General features: G+C 71.4%; 19 protein-coding genes. 14 read left to right on the plus strand and 5 right to left on the minus strand.

What is annotated here, in order from left to right:
* The first annotated feature begins 5 nt into the window (after window positions 1–5).
* Window positions 6–404: a RidA family protein gene (locus ACFYX4_RS14125; protein ID WP_389331201.1), complete on the plus strand. Its 399-nt coding sequence runs from the start codon at window positions 6–8 to the stop codon at window positions 402–404.
* Window positions 401–928, plus strand: a complete 528-nt coding sequence (locus ACFYX4_RS14130; RefSeq protein WP_389331204.1) for a GNAT family N-acetyltransferase — start codon at window positions 401–403, stop codon at window positions 926–928. Before ACFYX4_RS14125 ends, ACFYX4_RS14130 begins: the two co-directional genes overlap by 4 nt.
* Window positions 929–947: 19 nt before the next feature.
* On the opposite strand, the gene ACFYX4_RS14135 is transcribed toward ACFYX4_RS14130, so the two are convergent.
* Window positions 948–1571, minus strand: coding sequence for an adenylosuccinate lyase (locus ACFYX4_RS14135; RefSeq protein ID WP_389331207.1), 624 nt, complete (start codon window positions 1569–1571; stop codon window positions 948–950).
* Between the two features lie 402 nt (window positions 1572–1973).
* Between ACFYX4_RS14135 and ACFYX4_RS14140 the strand changes: the two genes are divergently transcribed.
* The 9 genes from ACFYX4_RS14140 (at window position 1974) to pssA (ending at window position 12910) form a co-directional block, all read left to right on the plus strand.
* On the plus strand, window positions 1974–3779 hold the full coding sequence (locus ACFYX4_RS14140) for a 3-hydroxyacyl-CoA dehydrogenase family protein (RefSeq protein ID WP_389331210.1): 1806 nt from the start codon (window positions 1974–1976) through the stop codon (window positions 3777–3779).
* Window positions 3780–3924: 145 nt separating this feature from the next.
* On the plus strand, window positions 3925–4740 hold the full coding sequence (locus ACFYX4_RS14145) for a TetR family transcriptional regulator (RefSeq protein WP_389331213.1): 816 nt from the start codon (window positions 3925–3927) through the stop codon (window positions 4738–4740).
* Window positions 4741–5167: 427 nt separating this feature from the next.
* Complete coding sequence (ccrA, locus tag ACFYX4_RS14150) at window positions 5168–6505, plus strand: crotonyl-CoA carboxylase/reductase (RefSeq protein WP_389331734.1); 1338 nt, start codon at window positions 5168–5170, stop codon at window positions 6503–6505.
* Between the two features lie 17 nt (window positions 6506–6522).
* Entirely contained in the window at window positions 6523–8550 is a 2028-nt protein-coding gene (locus ACFYX4_RS14155) for a protein meaA (RefSeq protein ID WP_389331216.1), read from the plus strand.
* Window positions 8547–9509, plus strand: coding sequence for an HpcH/HpaI aldolase/citrate lyase family protein (locus ACFYX4_RS14160; protein WP_389331219.1), 963 nt, complete (start codon window positions 8547–8549; stop codon window positions 9507–9509). The genes ACFYX4_RS14155 and ACFYX4_RS14160 overlap by 4 nt, the downstream gene beginning before the upstream one ends.
* A gap of 15 nt (window positions 9510–9524) precedes the next feature.
* Window positions 9525–10037, plus strand: coding sequence for a MaoC family dehydratase (locus ACFYX4_RS14165; protein ID WP_389331222.1), 513 nt, complete (start codon window positions 9525–9527; stop codon window positions 10035–10037).
* A gap of 2 nt (window positions 10038–10039) precedes the next feature.
* A complete protein-coding gene (locus tag ACFYX4_RS14170) occupies window positions 10040–11245 on the plus strand; it encodes an acyl-CoA dehydrogenase family protein (RefSeq protein ID WP_389331225.1) in 1206 nt (401 codons plus the stop codon).
* A 170-nt stretch (window positions 11246–11415) separates the two neighbouring features.
* Window positions 11416–12072 carry a phosphatidylserine decarboxylase gene (locus ACFYX4_RS14175; RefSeq protein ID WP_389331228.1) on the plus strand — a complete coding sequence of 219 codons (657 nt, stop codon included), beginning with the start codon at window positions 11416–11418 and terminating at the stop codon, window positions 12070–12072.
* Entirely contained in the window at window positions 12059–12910 is an 852-nt protein-coding gene (gene pssA, locus ACFYX4_RS14180; RefSeq protein ID WP_389331231.1) for a CDP-diacylglycerol--serine O-phosphatidyltransferase, read from the plus strand. Before ACFYX4_RS14175 ends, pssA begins: the two co-directional genes overlap by 14 nt.
* Window positions 12911–13123: 213 nt before the next feature.
* Here the strand turns inward: pssA and ACFYX4_RS14185 are convergent, their stop codons facing one another.
* A complete protein-coding gene (locus tag ACFYX4_RS14185) occupies window positions 13124–14242 on the minus strand; it encodes a glycerate kinase (protein WP_389331737.1) in 1119 nt (372 codons plus the stop codon).
* A 169-nt stretch (window positions 14243–14411) separates the two neighbouring features.
* Here ACFYX4_RS14185 and ACFYX4_RS14190 point away from each other — a divergent pair, with 169 nt between their 5' ends.
* From ACFYX4_RS14190 to ACFYX4_RS14200, 3 genes are all read left to right on the plus strand, one after another.
* Window positions 14412–15521, plus strand: coding sequence for an ADP-ribosylglycohydrolase family protein (locus tag ACFYX4_RS14190; RefSeq protein ID WP_389331234.1), 1110 nt, complete (start codon window positions 14412–14414; stop codon window positions 15519–15521).
* 47 nt (window positions 15522–15568) lie between these two features.
* On the plus strand, window positions 15569–16060 hold the full coding sequence (locus ACFYX4_RS14195; protein WP_389331237.1) for an NUDIX domain-containing protein: 492 nt from the start codon (window positions 15569–15571) through the stop codon (window positions 16058–16060).
* Between the two features lie 73 nt (window positions 16061–16133).
* Window positions 16134–16865, plus strand: coding sequence for an NAD-dependent deacetylase (locus ACFYX4_RS14200; protein ID WP_389331240.1), 732 nt, complete (start codon window positions 16134–16136; stop codon window positions 16863–16865).
* A 51-nt stretch (window positions 16866–16916) separates the two neighbouring features.
* Here ACFYX4_RS14200 and ACFYX4_RS14205 read toward each other — a convergent pair whose 3' ends face one another.
* The 3 genes from ACFYX4_RS14205 to ACFYX4_RS14215 all read right to left on the minus strand — a co-directional run bounded on the left by ACFYX4_RS14205 (window position 16917) and on the right by ACFYX4_RS14215 (window position 20478).
* A complete protein-coding gene (locus ACFYX4_RS14205; protein WP_389331740.1) occupies window positions 16917–17399 on the minus strand; it encodes a methylated-DNA--[protein]-cysteine S-methyltransferase in 483 nt (160 codons plus the stop codon).
* Window positions 17400–17439: 40 nt separating this feature from the next.
* Window positions 17440–18942, minus strand: a complete 1503-nt coding sequence (locus ACFYX4_RS14210; protein WP_389331743.1) for an AlkA N-terminal domain-containing protein — start codon at window positions 18940–18942, stop codon at window positions 17440–17442.
* Window positions 18943–19041: 99 nt separating this feature from the next.
* Complete coding sequence (locus ACFYX4_RS14215; RefSeq protein ID WP_389331243.1) at window positions 19042–20478, minus strand: hypothetical protein; 1437 nt, start codon at window positions 20476–20478, stop codon at window positions 19042–19044.
* Window positions 20479–20565: the final 87 nt, after the last annotated feature.

The following is a 20565-nucleotide window of genomic DNA, read 5'->3' on the forward strand; positions in this document are numbered from 1 at the left end:
GACGCATGAGTGAGCTGACCAGGATTCCCGCCCCCGACGGCGTCGCCGCCGCCGCGCAGTACTCGCATGTGGTGCTGGGCACCGGCCGGTTCGTGGCCGTCTCCGGTCAGCTGCCCCTCGACGAGGACCGGCGGCTGGTCGGCGAGGGAGACCCGGCGGCCCAGGCCCGGCAGGTCTTCGAGAACCTGCGGCGCTGCCTGGCCGCCGCCGGCGCGGGCTTCGACGACGTCGTCAAACTCACCTATTTCGTCACGGACATGGCGCACATGCCGGCGATCCGCGCGGCCCGCGCCGCGCACATACCCGACGACCGACTGCCGGCCGCGTCCGCCGTGCAGATCGCCGCGCTGGTCCGCCCCGAGTTCCTGATGGAGATCGAGGCCTTCGCGGTGGTGCCCGAGTGACCTCCGCCCGGGTGCGCGTGATGGCGCTCGACGACTGCGAGCGCGTCTCCGAGATCCGGGTGCGCGGCTGGCAGTCCGCCTACCGGGGGCTGATGCCGCAGCCCTTCCTCGACGCGCTCGACGTGGCCGAGGACGCCGAGCGGCGTCGCGGCTGGTTCACGCGCGGCGACGGCAGCGTGCGGAACCTGGTCGCCGAGCGGAACGGCCGGGTCCTCGGCTGGGCCGCCTACGGCCCGTACCGGGACGGTGAAGTGCGCACGGACGACGGCGAGTTGTACGCGATCTACGTGGACGGCGCACACCACGGCGAGGGCCTGGGCCGCACGCTGCTGGAGGCGTCCCTGCGCGGCTGCGCCGCCGCCGGCCACCCGCGCGTGTTCCTGTGGGTGCTGAAGGAGAACGCCCCCGCCCGCCGCTTCTACGAACGTGCGGGCTTCCGCGCGGACGGCGCCGAGGAGCCCTTCGATGTGGACGGCGTGCGGGTGCCGGAGGTGCGGTACGTGAAGGACGCCGCGGGCGGCTGACCCCGGTCCGTCGGCGAGGTCAGCGCTGCTGCGGGATCCGCGCCAGCGCGCCCACCGCCGCCTCCGCGAGGGCCGGGTGCGCGAGGGCGCCGTTCAGGACCGGGCGGGCCCGGACGTCGCCGAGCGCGCCGAGGCCCTCCACGCAGGCGAGGGCGACCCGGCGGTACGGGTCGTGCGGGCGCAGCCGGCGCTCCAGGGTGGTGATCAGCGCCGGCACGGACTCCGGGGCGCGCAACTCCGCCAGCAGCCGCACCGGTTGCAGCGCGTAGGCGACCCGCAGCTCGTTGGTGGCGAGGGCCGCCGCCGCGCGGGCGGTGCGGGGGTCGCCGAGGCGGGCGAGGGCGTGCGCGGCGGAGGCGCAGCGCGGCGGGTCCCGATGGTTGAGCAGGAGGACGAGCGCCTCGAAGGCCCGCCGGTCGCCCGCGAGCCCGAGCCGGAACGCGGCCAGCTCCCTGGCCCACAACGGCTGGCCCGCCGCGGTCAGCACGGCGGCGAGCTCGTCGTGGTCATCGGTCGCGACGAGCCGCTCGAAGGCGACCGGGCCGCCCGCGACCCCGCCCTCGGCACCGGCAGCCGAGCCGCCCGCCGTGCCGTCCGACTCCCGCCGTAAGCGCTCCGTGAGCGTTCGCAACTCCCCGTCCATGAAGGCGAGCTTAGAGCGACTTCGCCCGCGCGTCGGGACCTACGTCACAAACGCGAGGTCTGGCGCGCTCGTTACCCACCGGTTAAGCTCATACGAGCGAGTCACCCACTCGCACCCCGCTCACGGCGGCCTGGTGACGCAGCCTCCGTGAGAGCAGTCGGTTCGGTACTCACGTACCTCTCGTACGACCCGGTCCCGGGACAGGGCCGGTCGGTCATCACCGTTCCTCGGACGTGTGCGCGTCCGCAGCGACGGCACCGGGCGTGTGCGCTCGCAGCCCGGCAACACCCGCACCGAGCACCCCTGTTCACGCACCCGGTGCGCCATGGCCCGGCTTCGGCCGGCTCCCTCGGCGCACCCGGTCGCGCTTCCAGTCGTCACCCTCATTTCTGGAGTCCCGCGATGGCCACTCCCCTGTCCCACACCCCTCAGCCCTCCCTCCGCACGATCGCCGTGGTCGGTCTCGGCACCATGGGCATCGGCATCGCCGAGGTCCTCGCCAAGGCCGGGCGCGAGGTCATCGGCATCGACGTCGGCGAGGCCCAGACGTCGCACGCGGTCGCCGCCCTGGAGTCCGCCACCGCCCGCGCCGTGGAGCGCGGCCGGCTGACCGCGCAGGAGCGCGAGGACGCCCTGGCCCGGGTCCGCACCTCCACCGATCTGCGCGCCGCGGCCGACGCCGACCTGGTCATCGAGGTGGCGCCGGAGTCGTACGAGATCAAGCAGCAGATCTTCCGGGAGCTGGACGGGATCGTGCGGCCGGAGACGATCCTCGCGACCGGCACCAACGCGCTGTCCGTCACCCGGCTCGCCGCCGACTCCGCCCGCCCCGAGCGCGTGCTCGGCCTGCACTTCTTCAACCCGGCGCCGGCGATGAAGCTCGTCGAGATCGTCTCCTCGGTGCTGACCGCGCCGGCCGCCGTCACCGCCGTCACCAACCTCGCCCTCGACCTGGGCAAGGAGCCGGTCGCGGTCGGCGACCGCCCCGGGTTCGTCGCCGACGGGCTGCTGTTCGGCTACCTCAACCAGGCCGCCGCGATGTACGAGGCGCGGTACGCCTCCCGTGAGGACATCGACGCCGCGATGCGGCTGGGCTGCGGCCTGCCGATGGGCCCGCTCGCACTGCTGGACCTGATCGGCGTCGACACCGCGCGCACGGTCCTGGAGGCCATGTACGCCGCCTCCCACGACCGGCTGCACGCCCCCGCGCCCATCCTCAAGCAGCTCAGCGAGGCCGGCCTGACCGGCCGCAAGTCGGGCCGCGGCTTCTACACCTACGACGCTCCCGGCAGCGCGACGGTCCTCCCGGACGCCCTCACGCCCGCCGTCGGCGGGACCGGCACCGCGGGCCGTGAGGTGCGCGCCGTCGGCGTCGCCGGGTCCGGCACGATGGCGTCCGGCATCGCCGAGGTGTTCGCCAAGGCGGGCTACGACGTCGTCCTCGCCGCCCGCACCGAGGAGAAGGCGCAGGTCGCCAAGGCCCGGATCGGCAAGTCCCTCTCCCGTTCCGTCGACAAGGGCCGGCTGACGGCCGAGGCCGCGGCGCAGACCCTGGACCGGATCACCCCGGCCGGCTCCTACGACGCCTTCGCCGACGTCGACCTGGCCGTCGAGGCGATCGCCGAGGACCTGGAGGTCAAGCGCCAGCTGTTCGCGACGCTGGACAAGGTGTGCAAGCCGGGCGCCGTCCTCGCCACGACGACGTCCTCGCTGCCGGTCGTCGCGCTGGCCCGCGCCACCTCGCGTCCGCAGGACGTGATCGGCATGCACTTCTTCAACCCGGCGCCGGCGATGAAGCTCGTCGAGGTCGTCCGCACGGTGCTGACCGGCGAGGACGTCCACGCGACGGTCCACGAGGTCTGCGGCCGGATCCGGAAGCACGCCGTCGACTGCGGCGACCGGGCCGGGTTCATCGTGAACGCCCTGCTGTTCCCGTACCTCAACAACGCGATCAAGATGGTCCAGGAGCACTACGCGACCCTCGACGACATCGACGCCGCGATGAAGCTGGGCGGCGGCTACCCGATGGGTCCCTTCGAACTGCTCGACGTCGTCGGCCTGGACGTCTCCCTGGCCATCGAGAAGGTCCTGCACCGCGAGTTCCGCGACCCGGGGCTGGCCCCGGCGCCGCTCCTGGAGCACCTGGTGGCCGCGGGCTGCCTCGGCCGCAAGACCGGCCGCGGCTTCCGCGAATATGCCCGCCGCTGACGGCGTCGGCGACCGGTTCCGAGCCGGAGAGGACTGGGGCGGGCTGCTGGACCCGGCGGCCCCCCTCCCGCCCGCGTGGGGCGGGGGAACCCGCGAAGACTCTGGACAGGCGCACCGAGCTGCGCACATGCAGTACGTTCGGGGCATGTCCCAGCCCGCCAGGTCCTCTCGTACATCCGCCACGACCGACGCCTCGGAAAGCGCCGCAGGCAGTCGCGCGGCGGCCCAGCGTCTCAAGATGCGCCGGGAACTGGCGGCAGCGGCCATGGAGTTGTTCGCGACCAAGGGGTACGAGGCGACCACGGTCGACGAGATCGCGGCCCAGGCCGGCGTCGCGCGCCGCACCTTCTTCCGTCACTTCCGCTCCAAGGAAGAGGCGATCTTCCCCGATCACGACGACACCCTGATCCGCGCCGAGGCGGTGCTGAACGCGGCGCCCGCGCACGAGCATCCGCTCGACACCGTGTGCCGCGGGATCAAGGAGGTCATGAAGATGTACGCGGCGCGGCCGGAGATCTCGGTCGCCCGCTACAAGCTGACGCGCGAGGTGCCCACCCTGCGCGAGGCCGAGATCGCCTCGGTGGCCCGCTACGAGCGGCTCTTCACCCGTTATCTGCTGGGGCACTTCGACGAGCACGCGCACGACGACGACGCCAACGACGACCCGCTGCTGGCGGAGGTCGCCGCGTCGGCGGTGGTCACCGCGCACAACCATGTGCTGCGGCGCTGGCTCAGAGCCGGCGGCCAGGGCGAGGTCGAGTCGCAGCTCGACCACGCCTTCGCCATCGTCCGCAAGACGTTCGGGACGGGCATCGGGGCCGGGCGCGGCAGTGCCGCGTCGGCCGCCACCGCGCAGACGACGGTCTCCGCGCACGGCGAGGTGCTGGTGACGGTGGCGCGGACCGACGCCCCGCTCGACGAGGTGATGCGGACCATCGAGCAGGCGCTCAAGGAACGCTGAGCCCCCGCTCCCGCCCCCTTCGCGCTGTGATGACGGCCACCCGACCGGGTGGCCGTTTTGACATGTCAGAGGGCGTTTTCACGCGGATTTCAGCGCGCTTTCGATCGATCATCGCTCATTTGTTACGTAAAGATTTCAGCTGAGAGGAAGTTCTGGCACTCAGTGCCTTGCGGGGTGACACGCGGTGTCATACGTTGAAGGAGTCCGGGCGGCCGGCGTGCAGAGACCTTTCGTACGCCGGCTGTCCCCGCAACCGCATGGATTGCGCGCCCGGACGCCTGCGTCACAGGCAACCTCCCGCGCCACAAAGCGCTGCCGAAGCACCACCGAGCCGAACCGACGGCACACCCTCATCCCTCAGCAGCACCGACGTAACCATCGGCGCCCCTCCCTCAGGGCGCTCATCGCCGGAGGCAACACCGTGACCATGAAGGACATCCTGGCCGCGATCCAGTCGCCCGACTCGACATCGGCCGACTTCGCCGCCCTGCCGCTCCCCGAGTCGTACCGCGCGATCACCGTGCACAAGGACGAGACCGAGATCTTCGCGGGCCTCGAGACCCGTGACAAGGACCCGCGCAAGTCGATCCACCTCGACGAGGTGGCCCTGCCCGAGCTCGGCCCGGGCGAGGCCCTGGTGGCCGTCATGGCCTCCTCGGTCAACTACAACTCCGTGTGGACCTCGATCTTCGAGCCGGTGTCGACGTTCTCGTTCCTGGAGCGCTACGGCAGGCTCAGCGAGCTCACCAAGCGGCACGACCTGCCGTACCATGTCATCGGCTCCGACCTCGCGGGCGTCGTGCTGCGCACCGGCCCCGGCGTCAACGCCTGGAAGCCCGGCGACGAGGTCGTCGCGCACTGTCTCTCCGTCGAGCTGGAGTCCTCGGACGGCCACAACGACACGATGCTCGACCCCGAGCAGCGCATCTGGGGCTTCGAGACCAACTTCGGCGGCCTCGCTGAGGTCGCGCTCGTCAAGTCCAACCAGCTGATGCCCAAGCCGGACCACCTCAGCTGGGAGGAGGCCGCCGCCCCGGGCCTGGTCAACTCCACCGCCTACCGCCAGCTGGTCTCCCGCAACGGCGCCGGCATGAAGCAGGGCGACAACGTCCTGATCTGGGGCGCGAGCGGCGGACTCGGCTCGTACGCCACGCAGTTCGCCCTCGCCGGCGGCGCCAACCCGATCTGTGTCGTGTCCTCCCCCGAGAAGGCCGACATCTGCCGGTCCATGGGAGCCGACGCGGTCATCGACCGCAACGCCGAGGGCTACCGGTTCTGGAAGGACGAGCAGACCCAGGACCCGAAGGAGTGGAAGCGCTTCGGCAAGCGCATCCGCGAACTCACCGGCGGCGAGGACATCGACATCGTCTTCGAGCACCCCGGCCGCGAGACCTTCGGCGCGTCCGTCTACGTCACCCGCAAGGGCGGCACCATCACCACCTGCGCCTCGACCTCGGGCTACATGCACGAGTACGACAACCGCTACCTGTGGATGTCGCTGAAGCGGATCATCGGCTCGCACTTCGCGAACTACCGCGAGGCCTGGGAGGCCAACCGGCTCATCGCCAAGGGCAAGATCCACCCGACGCTGTCGAAGGTGTACGCCCTGGAGGAGACCGGCCAGGCCGCCTACGACGTGCACCGCAACCTCCACCAGGGCAAGGTCGGCGTGCTCTGCCTGGCCCCCGAGGAGGGACTCGGCGTGCGCGACGAGGAGAAGCGCGCGCAGCACGTCGACGCGATCAACCGCTTCCGGAACATCTGAGACATCCGAGGTCATAGATGACTGAGCGTCAGAAGGACCGGCCGTGGCTGATGCGCACGTACGCCGGTCACTCCACGGCCGAAGCGTCAAACGAGCTGTACCGGCGCAACCTCGCCAAGGGGCAGACGGGTCTGTCGGTGGCGTTCGACCTGCCGACCCAGACCGGCTACGACTCCGACCACATCCTCGCCCGCGGCGAGGTCGGCCGGGTCGGCGTGCCGATCGCCCACCTCGGTGACATGCGCCGGCTGTTCCAGGACATCCCCCTGGAGCAGATGAACACCTCGATGACGATCAACGCCACCGCCATGTGGCTGCTGGCGCTCTACCAGGTCGTCGCCGAGGAGCAGGGCGCGGACATCACCCAGCTCCAGGGCACGACCCAGAACGACATCGTCAAGGAGTACCTGTCCCGCGGCACCCATGTGTTCCCGCCCGGGCCCTCGCTCCGCCTGACGACGGACATGATCGCGTACACGGTCTCCCACATCCCCAAGTGGAACCCGATCAACATCTGTAGCTACCACCTCCAGGAGGCCGGGGCCACGCCGGTGCAGGAGATCGCGTACGCGATGTCCACCGCCATCGCCGTCCTCGACGCCGTGCGCGACAGCGGCCAGGTGCCGCAGGAGCGCATGGGCGACGTCGTCGGCCGTATCTCCTTCTTCGTCAACGCGGGCGTCCGCTTCGTCGAGGAGATGTGCAAGATGCGCGCATTCGGCCGCATCTGGGAGCGGATCACGCAGGAGCGGTACGGCATCGAGAACCCCAAGCACCGCCGCTTCCGCTACGGCGTCCAGGTCAACTCCCTCGGACTGACCGAGGCGCAGCCGGAGAACAACGTCCAGCGGATCGTGCTGGAGATGCTGGCCGTGACCCTCTCCAAGGACGCACGCGCACGTGCCGTGCAGCTGCCGGCCTGGAACGAGGCGCTGGGCCTGCCCCGGCCCTGGGACCAGCAGTGGTCGCTGCGCATCCAGCAGGTCCTGGCGCACGAGAGCGACCTGCTGGAGTACGAGGACATCTTCGAGGGCTCGCACGTCGTCGAGGCGAAGGTGGCGAAGCTGGTCGAGGAGTCCTTCGCGGAGATCGAGCGGATCCAGGAGATGGGCGGCGCGATGGCCGCCGTCGAGTCGGGCTACCTCAAGTCGCAGCTCGTCTCCTCGCACGCCGAGCGCCGGGGCCGGATCGAGTCCGGTCAGGAGAAGATCGTCGGCGTCAACATCTTCGAGACGACCGAGCCGAACCCCCTGACGGCCGACCTGGACACGGCGATCCAGACGGTCGACCCGGCCGTCGAGGCCCGGGTGATCTCCTCGCTCCGCAACTGGCGCGACACCCGCTACCAGCCGCCCTTCAACCACCCGCGCCCCTGCAAGGCGCTGGAGAAGCTGAAGGAGGCCGCGAAGGGGACCGCCAACCTCATGGAGGCCACCCTGGAGTGCGCCCGCGCCGGGGTCACGACCGGCGAGTGGGCCGGGGCCCTGCGCGAGGTGTTCGGGGAGTTCCGGGCGCCCACCGGGGTCTCCTCGGCCCCCGTGGCGGTCCCCGCGGAGGAGGGCTCGGCGATGGCCGAGGTGCGCCGCAAGGTGGACCTGACGGCGAAGGACCTCGGCGTGGGCAAGCTGCGCTTCCTGGTCGGCAAGCCGGGTCTGGACGGGCACTCCAACGGCGCCGAGCAGATCGCCGTGCGGGCGCGGGACGCCGGCTTCGAGGTGGTCTACCAGGGCATCCGGCTCACCCCCGAGCAGATCGTGGACGCGTCCCTCGCCGAGGACGTGCACGCGGTCGGCCTGTCGATCCTGTCCGGCTCGCACGCCCAACTGGTCCCGGACGTGCTCGAACGGCTGCGTGTGGCCGGTGCCACAGACATCCCGGTGATCGCCGGTGGCATCATCCCGAACGGGGACGCCGAGCAACTCAGGGCAGCCGGAGTGGCCGCGGTGTTCACCCCGAAGGACTTCGACATCACCGGAATCATCGGCCGCATCGTCGACGAGATCCGGAAAGCGAACAAGCTCGACCCACTGGAGGTTCCCGCATGACGACCGTCAACCGCCTTCGCCCCCGGCGTTCCTGTCTGGCCGTACCGGGTTCGAACCCCCGCTTCCTGGAGAAGGCGCAGGGTCTCCCGGCGGACCAGGTCTTCCTCGACCTGGAGGACGCGTGCGCGCCGCTCGCCAAGCCCGAGGCGCGGCACACCATCGTCAAGTTCCTCAACGAGGGCGACTGGACGGGCAAGACGAGGGTCGTGCGCGTCAACGACTGGACCACCGAGTGGACGTACCGCGACGTCGTCACGGTCGTCGAGGGCGCGGGCCCGAACCTGGACTGCATCATGCTGCCGAAGGTGCAGACGGCCCAGCAGGTCGTCGCCCTCGACCTGCTGCTGACGCAGATCGAGAAGACGATGGGCTTCGAGGTCGGCCGGATCGGCATCGAGGCGCAGATCGAGAACGCCCAGGGCCTCAACAACGTCAACGAGATCGCGCAGGCCTCCCCGCGCGTCGAGACGATCATCTTCGGCCCGGCCGACTTCATGGCGTCGATCAACATGAAGTCGCTGGTCGTGGGCGAGCAGCCGCCGGGCTACCCGGCGGACGCCTACCACTACATCCTGATGAAGATCCTGATGGCCGCCCGCGCGAACGACCTCCAGGCGATCGACGGCCCCTACCTCCAGATCCGCAACGTGGACGGCTACCGCGAGGTCGCCGGACGCGCCGCGGCCCTCGGCTTCGACGGCAAGTGGGTGCTGCACCCGGGCCAGGTCGAGGCGTCCAACGAGATCTTCTCGCCGTCGCAGGAGGACTTCGACCACGCCGAGCTGATCCTCGACGCCTACGACTACTACACGTCCGAGGCGGGCGGGAAGAAGGGCTCCGCGATGCTCGGCGACGAGATGATCGACGAGGCCAGCCGCAAGATGGCCCTGGTCATCTCCGGCAAGGGACGCGCCGCCGGCATGCAGCGGACGTCCAAGTTCGAGATCCCCGCCGGTTAAGGAGCCCTGAGCGCGATGCAGTTCGGACGCACCTACGAGGAGTTCGAGGTCGGGGCGACGTACAAGCACTGGCCGGGCAAGACGGTCACCGAGTACGACGACCACCTGTTCTGTCTCCTCACCATGAACCACCACCCGCTCCACATGGACGCCAACTACGCCGAGAACACGACGGACTTCGGCAAGAACGTGGTGGTCGGCAACTACATCTACTCGCTGCTGCTCGGCATGTCCGTCCCGGACGTGTCCGGCAAGGCGATCGCCAACCTGGAGATCGAGTCGCTCAAGCACGTGGCGCCGACCTTCCACGGCGACACGATCTACGGCGAGACGACCGTCCTCGACAAGTGGCCGTCGAAGTCGAAGAACGACCGCGGGATCGTGCACGTCGAGACCAAGGGCTACAAGCAGGACGGCACGCTCGTGTGCGTGTTCCGCCGCAAGGTGATGGTGCCGACCGAGACGTACATCAAGGAGCGCGGCGGCGAACAGCCGGGCCGCCCCCAGCTCAAGGAGCAGGAGAAGTAGCCATGGCGCGACTCGCCCAGACCGCCGGTCTGACGGACATCCAGCAGGAGATCCTCTCCACCGTCCGCGACTTCGTGGACAAGGAGATCATCCCGGTCGCCACCGAGCTGGAGCACCGCGACGAGTACCCGCAGCAGATCGTCGACGGCCTCAAGGAGTTGGGCCTGTTCGGCCTGATGATCCCCGAGGAGTACGGCGGTCTGGGCGAGTCGCTCCTGACGTACGCGCTCTGCGTCGAGGAGATCGCCCGCGGCTGGATGTCGGTCTCCGGCATCATCAACACCCACTTCATCGTGGCGTACATGCTCAAGCAGCACGGGACGCGGGAGCAGAAGGAGCACTTCCTGCCGAGGATGGCGGCCGGCGACATCCGCGGCGCGTTCTCGATGTCGGAGCCGGGCCTCGGCTCGGACGTGTCGGCGATCACCTCGAAGGCGGTGAAGGACGGCGAGGAGTACGTCCTGAACGGCCAGAAGATGTGGCTGACGAACGGCGGAACATCGTCCCTCGTGGCCGTTCTGGTGCGAAGTGACGAAGGACACCCCGAGGGGACCGCGCCGCACAAGTCGATGACGACCTTCCTCGTCGAGAAGGAGCCCGGCTTCGGAGAGGTCCGCCCCGGCCTCACCATCCCGGGCAAGATCGACAAGATGGGCTACAAGGGTGTCGACACCACCGAGCTCATCATGGACGACCTGCGGATTCCCGCCGACCGCGTGCTCGGCGGCGTCACCGGACGCGGCTTCTACCACATGATGGACGGCGTGGAAGTCGGGCGGGTCAACGTCGCGGCGCGTGGCTGCGGCGTCGCCCAGCGTGCGTTCGAGCTCGGCGTCCGGTACGCCCAGCAGCGCCACACCTTCGGCAAGCCGATCGCCCAGCACCAGGCCATCCAGTTCAAGCTGGCCGAGATGGCTACCAAGGTCGAGGCCGCTCATGCCATGATGGTGAACGCGGCACGCAAAAAGGATTCCGGAGAACGAAACGACCTTGAGGCCGGGATGGCGAAGTATCTCGCCTCCGAGTACTGCAAGGAGGTCGTGGAGGACGCCTTCCGGATCCACGGCGGCTACGGCTTCTCCAAGGAGTACGAGATCGAGCGCCTCTACCGTGAGGCTCCGATGCTGCTGATCGGTGAAGGTACCGCCGAGATCCAGAAAATGATCATCGGCCGCAGGTTGCTCGAGGAGTACCGGTTCCAGGGTTAGATGTCAGGGTTGGGGGTGTTTTCTTCGAGAAGAAGATCACACCCCGTCGACCCGTCTCAGCCGCCGACTCGGCTTCTTGGCTTACCCAGTTGCGGCCTCGAACCGCTACCATCGCGGAAAGCCGCCGTCCCCCTGTCGAAGCGCGGCATCATCCGCTACGAAGGTCATCCATGCCCCACAGCCAAACCTCTGCACCTCGCGACAGCCTGGCCGGCGTACGCCTTGCGCGCGGAGCATCGCCGTGGCTTCTCCCGACCGTCGCCACCGCAGCCGTCAGCCTTCTGCGTGCCCGCCGCTCCGGCGCGGCCAAGGCCGTCGCCGTGCCCGCCACCGCTCTGGCGGCGGGCATGCTGTGGTTCTTCCGCGACCCCGAGCGTGAGATCGCTCAGGGCCGGGTCATCTCCCCCGCCGACGGTGTGGTGCAGAGCATCATGCCGTGGAAGGACGGACGGACCCGGGTCGCGATCTTCATGAGCCCGCTCAACGTCCACGTCAACCGCGCGCCGCTCTCCGGCACGGTCACGTCGGTCGAGCACATCCCCGGCGGGTTCGTACCGGCGTTCAACAAGGAGAGCGAGAACAACGAGCGCGTTGTCTGGCACTTCGACACCGAGCTCGGTGACATCGAGATGATCCAGATCGCCGGCGCCGTCGCCCGCCGCATCGTTCCCTACATCCCGGAGGGCACGAAGGTCGAGCAGGGCGAGCGCATCGGTCTGATCCGCTTCGGCTCGCGCGTCGACATCTACCTGCCCGAGGGTGTGGAGGTCGCGGTCGAGGTCGGGCAGAAGACCGTGGCAGGGGTGACTCGCATTGACCGTGATTGACCCGCAGACCCAGGCAGGCTGGGTTCCCGACGCCGACGAGGCGGACGAAGAGGAGGAGATGCCCCTCTCTCTGCGCCTGTCGATAGCGGACACGCTCACGCTCGGCAACGCGACGTGCGGCTTCATGGCGGTGTACTTCACCACCACGGGCATTCTGATCCCGCATCTCACGGGGGACGACTCGGGGATGGCCCGCAACAGCGCGGCCACGGCCGTGATACTGATGCTGTGCGCGGCGGTCTTCGACCTGTTCGACGGCCTCGTCGCCCGCAAGCTGCGGTCGTCGCCGATGGGTGCGGAGCTGGACAACCTCTCCGACCTGATCAGCTTCGGCCTGGCGCCGGCGTACTTCGTGCTCGTGTACGGCATGGTCGCGAGAGACGCGCATGAGCGGGTCGCGGCGGTGGGCGCGATCGTCGTGCTGCTGGCGGTGGTGCTGCGGCTCGCCCGCTTCTCGTGCGTCACCGTGAAGGACGGCACCTTCCAGGGCATGCCCTCGCCGTTCGGCGCGCTCACGGTCGTCTCGATCGTGCTGCTCGAGCTGCCGTTCGAGGCGACGCTGCTGGCGGTCGTCGGCACCGCGTGGCTGATGGTGAGCCGGGTGGAGTACCCGAAGCCGCGGGGCGTCCTCGCGGTGGCGATGCTCGCCTGGATCGTCTCGGCCATGGGCATGCTGGCGGCGTGGGCGTTCGACGCGCCGGGCGGACAGCTGCTCCTCCAGACGGGCTGTGCGCTTCAGCTGGTGATGGGCGCGGTGATCCCCCTGTTCGCCACGGCACGCCGGGTGAACAACTTCCGCGACAACCGACGAGAGGCGCGGGCGGCGCAGCTGCCGTAGCGCTCTGTTGGATGGGCCCCGGACCTGAACAGGTCCGGGGCCCTTCGCATACCCGGCACCCGGTACTGGGCCCTGGGGGCTCCGCCCCCCAGACCCCCGACCTGTGCCCACCCACCACCCGACTCGCTTGGAAGCAAGGGTGAGGGCACCCAGCCCGTCCGGCGTTTGAGGACGAGGTTTGAGGACGAGGCCCGTTCAGGGCCGATACGAGGGTCAGGACAGGAAGTCTCGCCCGATCCGCTCCGCGACCCGCTCAAGGATCGGGCCGGCCTCGGTGATGCAGCGGGCCACGTCCGGCTCGGCCTCGGTCAGTGCGTACACCCGCCGAATACCCGCCCGGCCCAACGCCTCCGGCGCCAACGCGACCCGCCCGCACACGGCGACGACGTCCTTGCCCGCCGAACGAGCCGCCGCGGCCACCCCGGCGGGAGCCTTCCCGTGCAGGGTCTGCTCATCGAGCGACCCCTCCCCCGTGATCACCAGCTCCGCCCACTCCAGTGCCGGCGCGAACCCCAGCACCTCGAGCATCACGTCGATCCCGGCCCGGAACCGCGCACCGAGCAGCAGCGCCGCGTATCCGACACCCCCCGCGGCCCCCGCCCCCGGCGAGGCCGCGTACGCGGCGGCCTGGGCCCCCGCCTCCGCCTCCAGCACCTTCGCGTACCGCACGAGCGCCGCGTCGAGCGCCGCCACGTCGTCCGGGGAGGCCCCCTTCTGCGGCCCGTACACCGCGGGCGCGCCCTTCGGCCCGGTCAGCGGATTGTCGACGTCGCTGGCGAGGATCAGCTCCACGGAGGACAGCCGGGGATCGAGCCCCGAGAGATCCGCGCGCGCGACGTCCGCGAGACCGCCGCCGCCCGGGGCGACCGGCTCACCGTCCGCGTCGAGGAAGCGCGCGCCGAGCGCCGCCAGCAGGCCCGCGCCGCCGTCCGTGCCGGCGCTGCCGCCGACCCCGAACACGATCGTGCGCACACCCGCGTCCAGCGCGGCGCGCAGCAGCTCGCCGGAGCCGTAGGTGGAAGCGGTGAGCGGCGCGAACACCCCGGCCGGAAGGCGCTGGAGTCCGCTGGCCTCGGCCATCTCCACCACCGCGGTCTCGCCGCGCACCGCGAACGCGGCGGTGACCTCGTGGCCGAGGGGCCCGGCGACCCGTACCTCCCGGCGTTCGAAACCGGCCGCGACCGCCGCGTCGACGGTGCCGTCGCCGCCGTCGGCGACCGGCAGGGCCTCGACCTCGACCCCGGGCACGGCCCGGCGCAGCCCGGCCGTCACCCGCTCGGCGACCTCCACGGCCGTCAACGACCCCTTGAACTTGTCCGCGGCCACGAGCACCCGCCGGATGCCGCCCCGCGCCGAAGCGTCCGCCACCTTGCCATCCCCTTGCTCTCCGGGCCCCGAGCAGGTCGAGGCCGGTCGCGCCGCAGCGACCCTATCCGGCGAACGGCCCCGCCGTCATGCGCCGCCCGCACCATGGACGCCCGCGATCGGGTAGACCGGAACCATGACCCCAGTGGGCATTCAGACAGAACTCGCCGACCGCGTACTCGGGGGCTGGCTGGGCCGGATCGCGGGCAACATGCTCGGGAAGCCGGTCGAGCAGGGCGACCTGTGGACGCGTGACCGCATCGACCGCTACCTGCGCCGGGCCGACGCCCTGCCGCTCACCGACTACCTCCCCGAACCCCCCGCCGGAACCAGTGGGGCCGACGGGGCCGGTGGGACCTCCGGTGACGACGGCCCGCCGCTGCGCCCCGAATGGCGCCAGTGCGTGCGCGGCCGCATCCACGGCAGCTGCCGCGACGACGACGTCGACTACGCCATCCTCGGACTCGACCTGCTGGAGACCCACGGCTTCGGCTTCAGCACCGAGCAGGTCGGCGACCTGTGGCTGCTGCGGCTGCCGTATCTCCAGACGTTCACGGCGGAGCGCGCCGCGTACCGCAACCTCGCCAACGGGCTCAAGCCGCCGCTGACGGCGACGTACGACAATCCGTACCAGGAGTGGATCGGCGCGCTGATCCGCGCCGACGTCTTCGGCTGGACCTGCCCCGGCGCGCCGCGCCGCGCCGCCGCCCTGGCCCGCCGGGACGCGGTGCTCTCCCACACCGGCAACGGCGTGTACGGCGCGATGTGGGCGGCCGCGCTGATCTCGGCGGCGTTCACCGCGCCGACGGTGCGGCACGCCGTGGACGAGGCGCTGGCGGTGATCCCGGCGAGCAGCCGCCTCGCCCGCGCCGTACGCCGGGTCGCCACCCTCCACGAGGCCGGCGTGAGCTGGGAGGACACGCTCACCACGATGGCCGAGGAGACGGCGGGCCTGGGCTGGATCCACACGGTTCCGAACGCCGCCGTCCTGACCGCCGGGCTGCTCCACGGCGACGGCGACTTCACCCGGACCATCGCCCTCACCGTGCGCGGCGGCCTCGACACCGACTCCAACGGAGCGACGGCCGGCTCCGTGGCCGGCGTCCTCACCGGGGCCGACGCCATCCCCGGCCAGTGGACGCGGCCCCTGGAGGACACCGTGCGCAGCGCGGTGTTCGGCTTCGACGGGGCGCGGATCAGCGAGCTGGCGGAGCGGACGGTGCGCCTGGTGGGCACGGACGTGTGACCAGCCGTGACCGGCGCTCACCCCCGCCCGCTGACTACGCTGCTGCCATGACCGCTGCTGACTTCGCCACGTACATCGCCTCCCTGCCCCGTGTCCTTGCCGGTGCGGCCGCCCTCTTCCGCGACGCGGAGGGACGGGTGCTGCTCGTCGAGCCCAACTACCGCGAGGGGTGGGCGCTGCCCGGCGGCACGATCGAGTCCGACGACGGCGAGACCCCGCGCCAGGGCGCGAACCGGGAGACGCTGGAGGAGATCGGCCTCGACCGCGAGCTCGGCCGGCTGCTCGCGGTGGACTGGGTGCACGGCGCGCACCGGCCGCCGCTGGTGGCGTACGTGTACGACGGCGGGGTCCTCTCCGAGGAGGACCTCAAGGCGATCCGTCTCCAGGAGGAGGAGCTGCTGTCCTGGCGCATGGTCCCCCGCGAGGAGATCCCCCAGCACCTGCTCGGCGAGCTGGCCCTGCGCGTGGCGGCGGCCCTCGACGCGCTGGACGCGGGCACGGGGACGGCGGAGCTGGAGAACGGCATCCGCGTGAGCTGACCTTCTCCCGGCCGCGTCGCGCGCGCCGGAAACCGTTCGCGGCCGGCTCGTCGCGCGATCTACCCTCGGTGACATGACCAGGCCCCTCGTCGCCGTCCTCAGTGGCGCTGGCATCTCCACCGACTCCGGGATCCCCGACTACCGCGGGCCGAACGGGCTGTGGCGGCGGGATCCCGAGGCGGAGAAGCTAGTCACCTACAAGTACTACATGGGCGATCCGGAGATCCGGCGGCGGTCCTGGCAGATGCGGCGCAAGAACCGCACCCTCCAGGCCGAGCCGAACGCGGCGCACCGCGCGGTGGCCGAGCTGGAGCGGTCCGGGGCGCCGGTGCGGGTGATCACGCAGAACGTGGACGGGCTGCACCAGCTCGCCGGGATGCCCGCCCGCAAGGTGCTCGAACTGCACGGCACCGCGCGCCGCGTGGTGTGCACGAAGTGCCATGCGCGCGGGCCGATGGAGGACGCGCTCGCCCGCGTCGAGGCCGGTGAGGAGGATCCGCCGTGCCTGGAGTGCGGCGGCATCCTGAAGTCGGCGACGGTGATGTTCGGCGAGCGGCTCGATCCGGTGGTGCTCGGTGAGGCGGTCGCCATCACCAAGGCCTGCCAGGTGTTCCTGGCCGTGGGCACCAGTCTCAAGGTCCAGCCGGCCGCGGGCCTCGCTGGTGTCGCCGCCGACCACGGGGCCCGCCTGGTCATCGTCAACGCCGAGCCGACGCCGTACGACGAGATCGCCGACGAGGTGGTGCGGGAACCGATCGGCACGGCGCTGCCGCGGCTGCTGCGGGAGTTGGCCGCGCAGGGGTAGCGGGCTCCGGGGCCGGAGGGCGCGGGGCCGGAGGATGCAGGGGGCGTGGGACTAGAAGAGGGCGGGTGCGCTTTCGAAGTGCAGCAGCCGCCGCTTGCGGTCCAGGCCGCCGCCGTAGCCGGTGAGGCTGCCGTCGGCGCCGACGACGCGGTGGCAGGGGACGATGATCCCGATGGGGTTCCTGCCGTTGGCGAGGCCCACCGCGCGGGAGGCGGCCGGGGCGCCGAGGGCCTGGGCGAGTTCGCCGTAGGTGCGGGTCTCGCCGTAGGGGATCTTCCGCAGTTCGGCCCAGACGGTGCGCTGGAACGGGGTGCCGTGCAGGTGCAGCGGGAGGGTGAACTCCTTCAACTCGGCCGCGAAATAGGCCTTGAGCTGCTCCTCGGTCTCGGCGAAGAGGGTGTCGTCGCGGGGGCCGAAGGTCAGCTCCGCGGGGCGGTGGCGCTGCTCGTGCATGTAGAGGCCGCAGAGGACGCCGTCGTCGGCGACGAGGGTGAGCGGGCCGTAGGGGCTGTCGATGACGGTGTGCTGCTTCATGGCGCGTCCGTTCTCGGAGTGCTTCGGCACGTGAACGTGCCTAGACCGGGAGGAAGTTGATCGGGTGGCTGTCCGTCGCCCACAGGTACTGGACCGCGTACGCCCGCCAGGGCCGCCAGGCCGCCGCGCGGGCGGTGAGCGCCGCCGGGGTGGAGGGCAGGCCCAACTCCTGTGCGGCGCGCCGGATTCCGAGGTCGGTGGGGAGGAACGCGTCGGGGTCGCCGAGGGCGCGCATCCCGATGACGTCCACGGTCCACGGTCCGAAGCCGGGCAGCTCGAGGAGGCGGGCCCGTGCCTGCGCCCAGTCGCTGTCCACGCCCAAGCGCAGGGAGCCGTCGGCGAGTTGGCCGACGAGGGTGGTGAAGGTGGTGCGGCGGGTGCGGGGCATCGCCAGGGACTCGGGGTCGAGGGCGGCGAGCGCCTCCGGGGTGGGGAAGAGGTGGGTGAGTCCGCCCTCCGGGTCCTCGACCGGGTCGCCGTGGGCGGTGACCAGGCGGGCCGCGTGCGTGCGGGCGGCGGCCGTGGACACCTGCTGGCCGAGCACCGCGCGCACGGCGAACTCCGCCTCGTCGACCGTGCGCGGGACCCGGCGGCCGGGGGCCTTGTCCACCAGCGGCGCGAGCTGCGGATCGGTGCGCAGCTGGTCGTCGACGGCGACGGGGTCGGCGTCCAGGTCGAGCATGCGCCGGCAGCGGCTGATCGCGACGGTGAGGTCGCGCAGGTCGCTGAGGGTGAGGCGGCAGCCGATGTGGTCGGGGTTCGGGGTGAGCGCCACGATGCCGTGCCCGTAGGGCAGACGGAGCGTGCGTCGCAGGGCACCGTCGCGCCACTCCTCGACCCCGGGCACGCCGGTCGCCGCGAGGTGGCCGAACAGGTTGTCCGGGTTGAGCGGGGCACGGAACGGCAGCCGCAGCTGGAGGGTGCCGGGGGTGACGGCGGCCGTTCCGTTCTTCCTGGACGGCGGGGACAGCGGGGACGGACGGGGCAGCCGGGCGCGCAGTTCGCTCGGGGAGAGGGCGAAGACCTCGCGCACGGTGTCGTTGAAGGTGCGGACGGAGGCGAAGCCGGCGGCGAACGCGACGTCTGCCATGAGGAGTTCGGTGGTCTCGATGAGGAGCCGGGCGGTCTGGGCGCGCTGGGCGCGCGCCAACGCCAGCGGTCCCGCGCCGAGTTCGGCGAGGAGTTGGCGTTCCACCTGGCGGGTGCTGTAGCCGAGGCGGGCGGCGAGGCCGGGCACGCCCTCGCGGTCGACCACGCCGTCGGCGATGAGCCGCATGGCGCGGGCGACGAGGTCGGCGCGCTGGTTCCACTCCGGGGACCCCGGGCTGGTGTCGGGGCGGCAGCGCTTGCAGGCCCGGAACCCGGCCTGCTGGCAGGCGGCGGCGCTCGGGTGGAAAACCATGTTCTCCGGCTTGGGCGCCACCACGGGGCAGCTGGGCCGGCAGTAGATGCCGGTGGTCAGGACCGCCGTGAAGAACCAGCCGTCGAACCGCGCGTCCTTGGACTGCACGGCTCGTACACAGCGCTCCCGGTCGGTGTGCATCGCGTTCCGCATAGGTTCAGCATCGGCTACCCGGGGTCGCGGCGCTGGCGAGAATGCGACATGGACCTCGCACGACCGGCACCACCGCCGATCGCCCCACTAGCCGGGCGGCCTGCCGGGCGGCCTGCCGGGCGGGGCGCGACTCAGGGAGGCGGGGGGCGGATCGGGCGCGCCCGGTGACTTTCGCGGGACCGCCGGCGCGGGCGGCGTCTGCGGGACCGGCGCCAGGAAGTCCACCACGCTCAGCGCGAAGAGCAGGGCCAGGGCCAGGCCGACGACGACCCAGCCGGTCGGGTAGGACCACAGCAGGTAGGTCAGGGCCGCGGCGGCGACCAGGATCCAGGTGATCCAGGTGCGGTAGCGGTCGACGAAGGGGCCGACGGGGCCGGTGCGCAGTCCCGCGTGGTCGGCCGTCGTACGGACGGCGCCGATGCCCGAATGCCACATGCCCCGGACGAGGCCCGCCCGCCGGCCCGGTCCGGTCAGCCAGGCGGCGAGGGCGACCACGATGCCGAGGGCGACCACCACGCGCACGCCGGTGCGCAGGAACCGGGTCAGGGTGTCGTACACGGTTCCGGCGGCGGCCTGGGAGACGTTCGCGGGGAGGGCGTCCAGGTAGACGACGCGGAAGACGGTCAGGGCGACGCCGAGCAGGAGGGTGGCGAAGGCGAAGCAGAGGGCGGAGACGATCAGGGTGCGGCGGCGGTGGGCGGAGAGCAGCACGCCGGCGACGACCAGCAGGAAGGCCACGACGGGCAGCCACACGCCCGCCAGTTGCAGCAGCCGGAAGTAGGTCTGCGCCTCGCCGATCTTCTCCGACCTGAGGACGGTGAAGCTGGTGTGCACCTCGGGGATCTTCTCGGCGACCGTGAGGCCGTCGTCGATCAGGCGCTGTTTGACCTCCTCGACCACGGGGGCGAGGTCGATCGTCACGGTGTCGTTCTCCACCTTGACGGCCCCGCCGCCGCTGCCGGTGAGGGCCTTGTCCACGGCGGCGTGGACGCGCCGGTTGGCGTCGACCCAGATCCGTTGGAAGGCGTCGGAGGCGACGACGGCCTGTGTCTTGTCGTCGACGAAGCTGCGGACGGCGTCCTCCAGGGAGTTGCCGAGCTTCCCCAACGCCTTCTGGAGCAGCGGCCGTTGCTCGGGAGCCACGCCTTCGAGGAGGTCGGTGAGGTCGAGGTGGCCCATGACGGCGTCGGTGACCCGGACCGCGACGGCTTTCTGGATGTCCTGGTCGGCGGCGAGCGGGCGGACGGTCTGCACATAGCGGTCGGTGTCGCCGACGGTGTCCGCGGTCCAGGCGGCGACGACGCCCAGCGGGGCCAGGAGGCAGCCGAGGACGATGAGGACGACGGCGAGGACGGAGCGCACCCGGTGCCGGGGAGGGCGGCTCTCGCGTCGTTCCGCCTCGCGGGCGCTCCGGTCGCTCTCCAAGGCGGCGATGCGGGCCCGCAGCTCCTCCAGCTCGTGCTGCGCGGCGTCCGCGCCGTCGGAGGGCGGACCGCCGGCCGGCTTGTCCGGTGTGTCCGGCATGGCTGGGGCTCCCTCGTCCGTCGGTTCGGTCCGATGGACGTCAGGAGATCGCGAGGGAGCGGCGACCGCGAGCGCGGCGGGTCCGTT

This window comes from Streptomyces sp. NPDC002328 (genome assembly GCF_042890065.1).
Classification (GTDB): domain Bacteria; phylum Actinomycetota; class Actinomycetes; order Streptomycetales; family Streptomycetaceae; genus Streptomyces.

What these genes read in the sequence shown, in the direction of transcription:
- ACFYX4_RS14195 (WP_389331237.1), top strand. Translation starts at nt 15,569, where the DNA reads ATGACCGCTGCTGACTTCGCCACGTACATCGCCTCCCTGCCCCGTGTC.
- ACFYX4_RS14210 (WP_389331743.1), bottom strand. Translation starts at nt 18,942, where the DNA reads ATGCACACCGACCGGGAGCGCTGTGTACGAGCCGTGCAGTCCAAGGAC.
- ACFYX4_RS14145 (WP_389331213.1), top strand. Translation starts at nt 3,925, where the DNA reads ATGTCCCAGCCCGCCAGGTCCTCTCGTACATCCGCCACGACCGACGCC.
- ACFYX4_RS14190 (WP_389331234.1), top strand. Translation starts at nt 14,412, where the DNA reads ATGACCCCAGTGGGCATTCAGACAGAACTCGCCGACCGCGTACTCGGG.
- ACFYX4_RS14160 (WP_389331219.1), top strand. Translation starts at nt 8,547, where the DNA reads ATGACGACCGTCAACCGCCTTCGCCCCCGGCGTTCCTGTCTGGCCGTA.
- ACFYX4_RS14170 (WP_389331225.1), top strand. Translation starts at nt 10,040, where the DNA reads ATGGCGCGACTCGCCCAGACCGCCGGTCTGACGGACATCCAGCAGGAG.
- ACFYX4_RS14140 (WP_389331210.1), top strand. Translation starts at nt 1,974, where the DNA reads ATGGCCACTCCCCTGTCCCACACCCCTCAGCCCTCCCTCCGCACGATC.
- ACFYX4_RS14165 (WP_389331222.1), top strand. Translation starts at nt 9,525, where the DNA reads ATGCAGTTCGGACGCACCTACGAGGAGTTCGAGGTCGGGGCGACGTAC.
- ACFYX4_RS14215 (WP_389331243.1), bottom strand. Translation starts at nt 20,478, where the DNA reads ATGCCGGACACACCGGACAAGCCGGCCGGCGGTCCGCCCTCCGACGGC.
- ACFYX4_RS14135 (WP_389331207.1), bottom strand. Translation starts at nt 1,571, where the DNA reads ATGGACGGGGAGTTGCGAACGCTCACGGAGCGCTTACGGCGGGAGTCG.
- ACFYX4_RS14125 (WP_389331201.1), top strand. Translation starts at nt 6, where the DNA reads ATGAGTGAGCTGACCAGGATTCCCGCCCCCGACGGCGTCGCCGCCGCC.
- ACFYX4_RS14205 (WP_389331740.1), bottom strand. Translation starts at nt 17,399, where the DNA reads ATGAAGCAGCACACCGTCATCGACAGCCCCTACGGCCCGCTCACCCTC.
- ACFYX4_RS14200 (WP_389331240.1), top strand. Translation starts at nt 16,134, where the DNA reads ATGACCAGGCCCCTCGTCGCCGTCCTCAGTGGCGCTGGCATCTCCACC.
- ACFYX4_RS14175 (WP_389331228.1), top strand. Translation starts at nt 11,416, where the DNA reads ATGCCCCACAGCCAAACCTCTGCACCTCGCGACAGCCTGGCCGGCGTA.
- ACFYX4_RS14155 (WP_389331216.1), top strand. Translation starts at nt 6,523, where the DNA reads ATGACTGAGCGTCAGAAGGACCGGCCGTGGCTGATGCGCACGTACGCC.
- ccrA (WP_389331734.1), top strand. Translation starts at nt 5,168, where the DNA reads ATGAAGGACATCCTGGCCGCGATCCAGTCGCCCGACTCGACATCGGCC.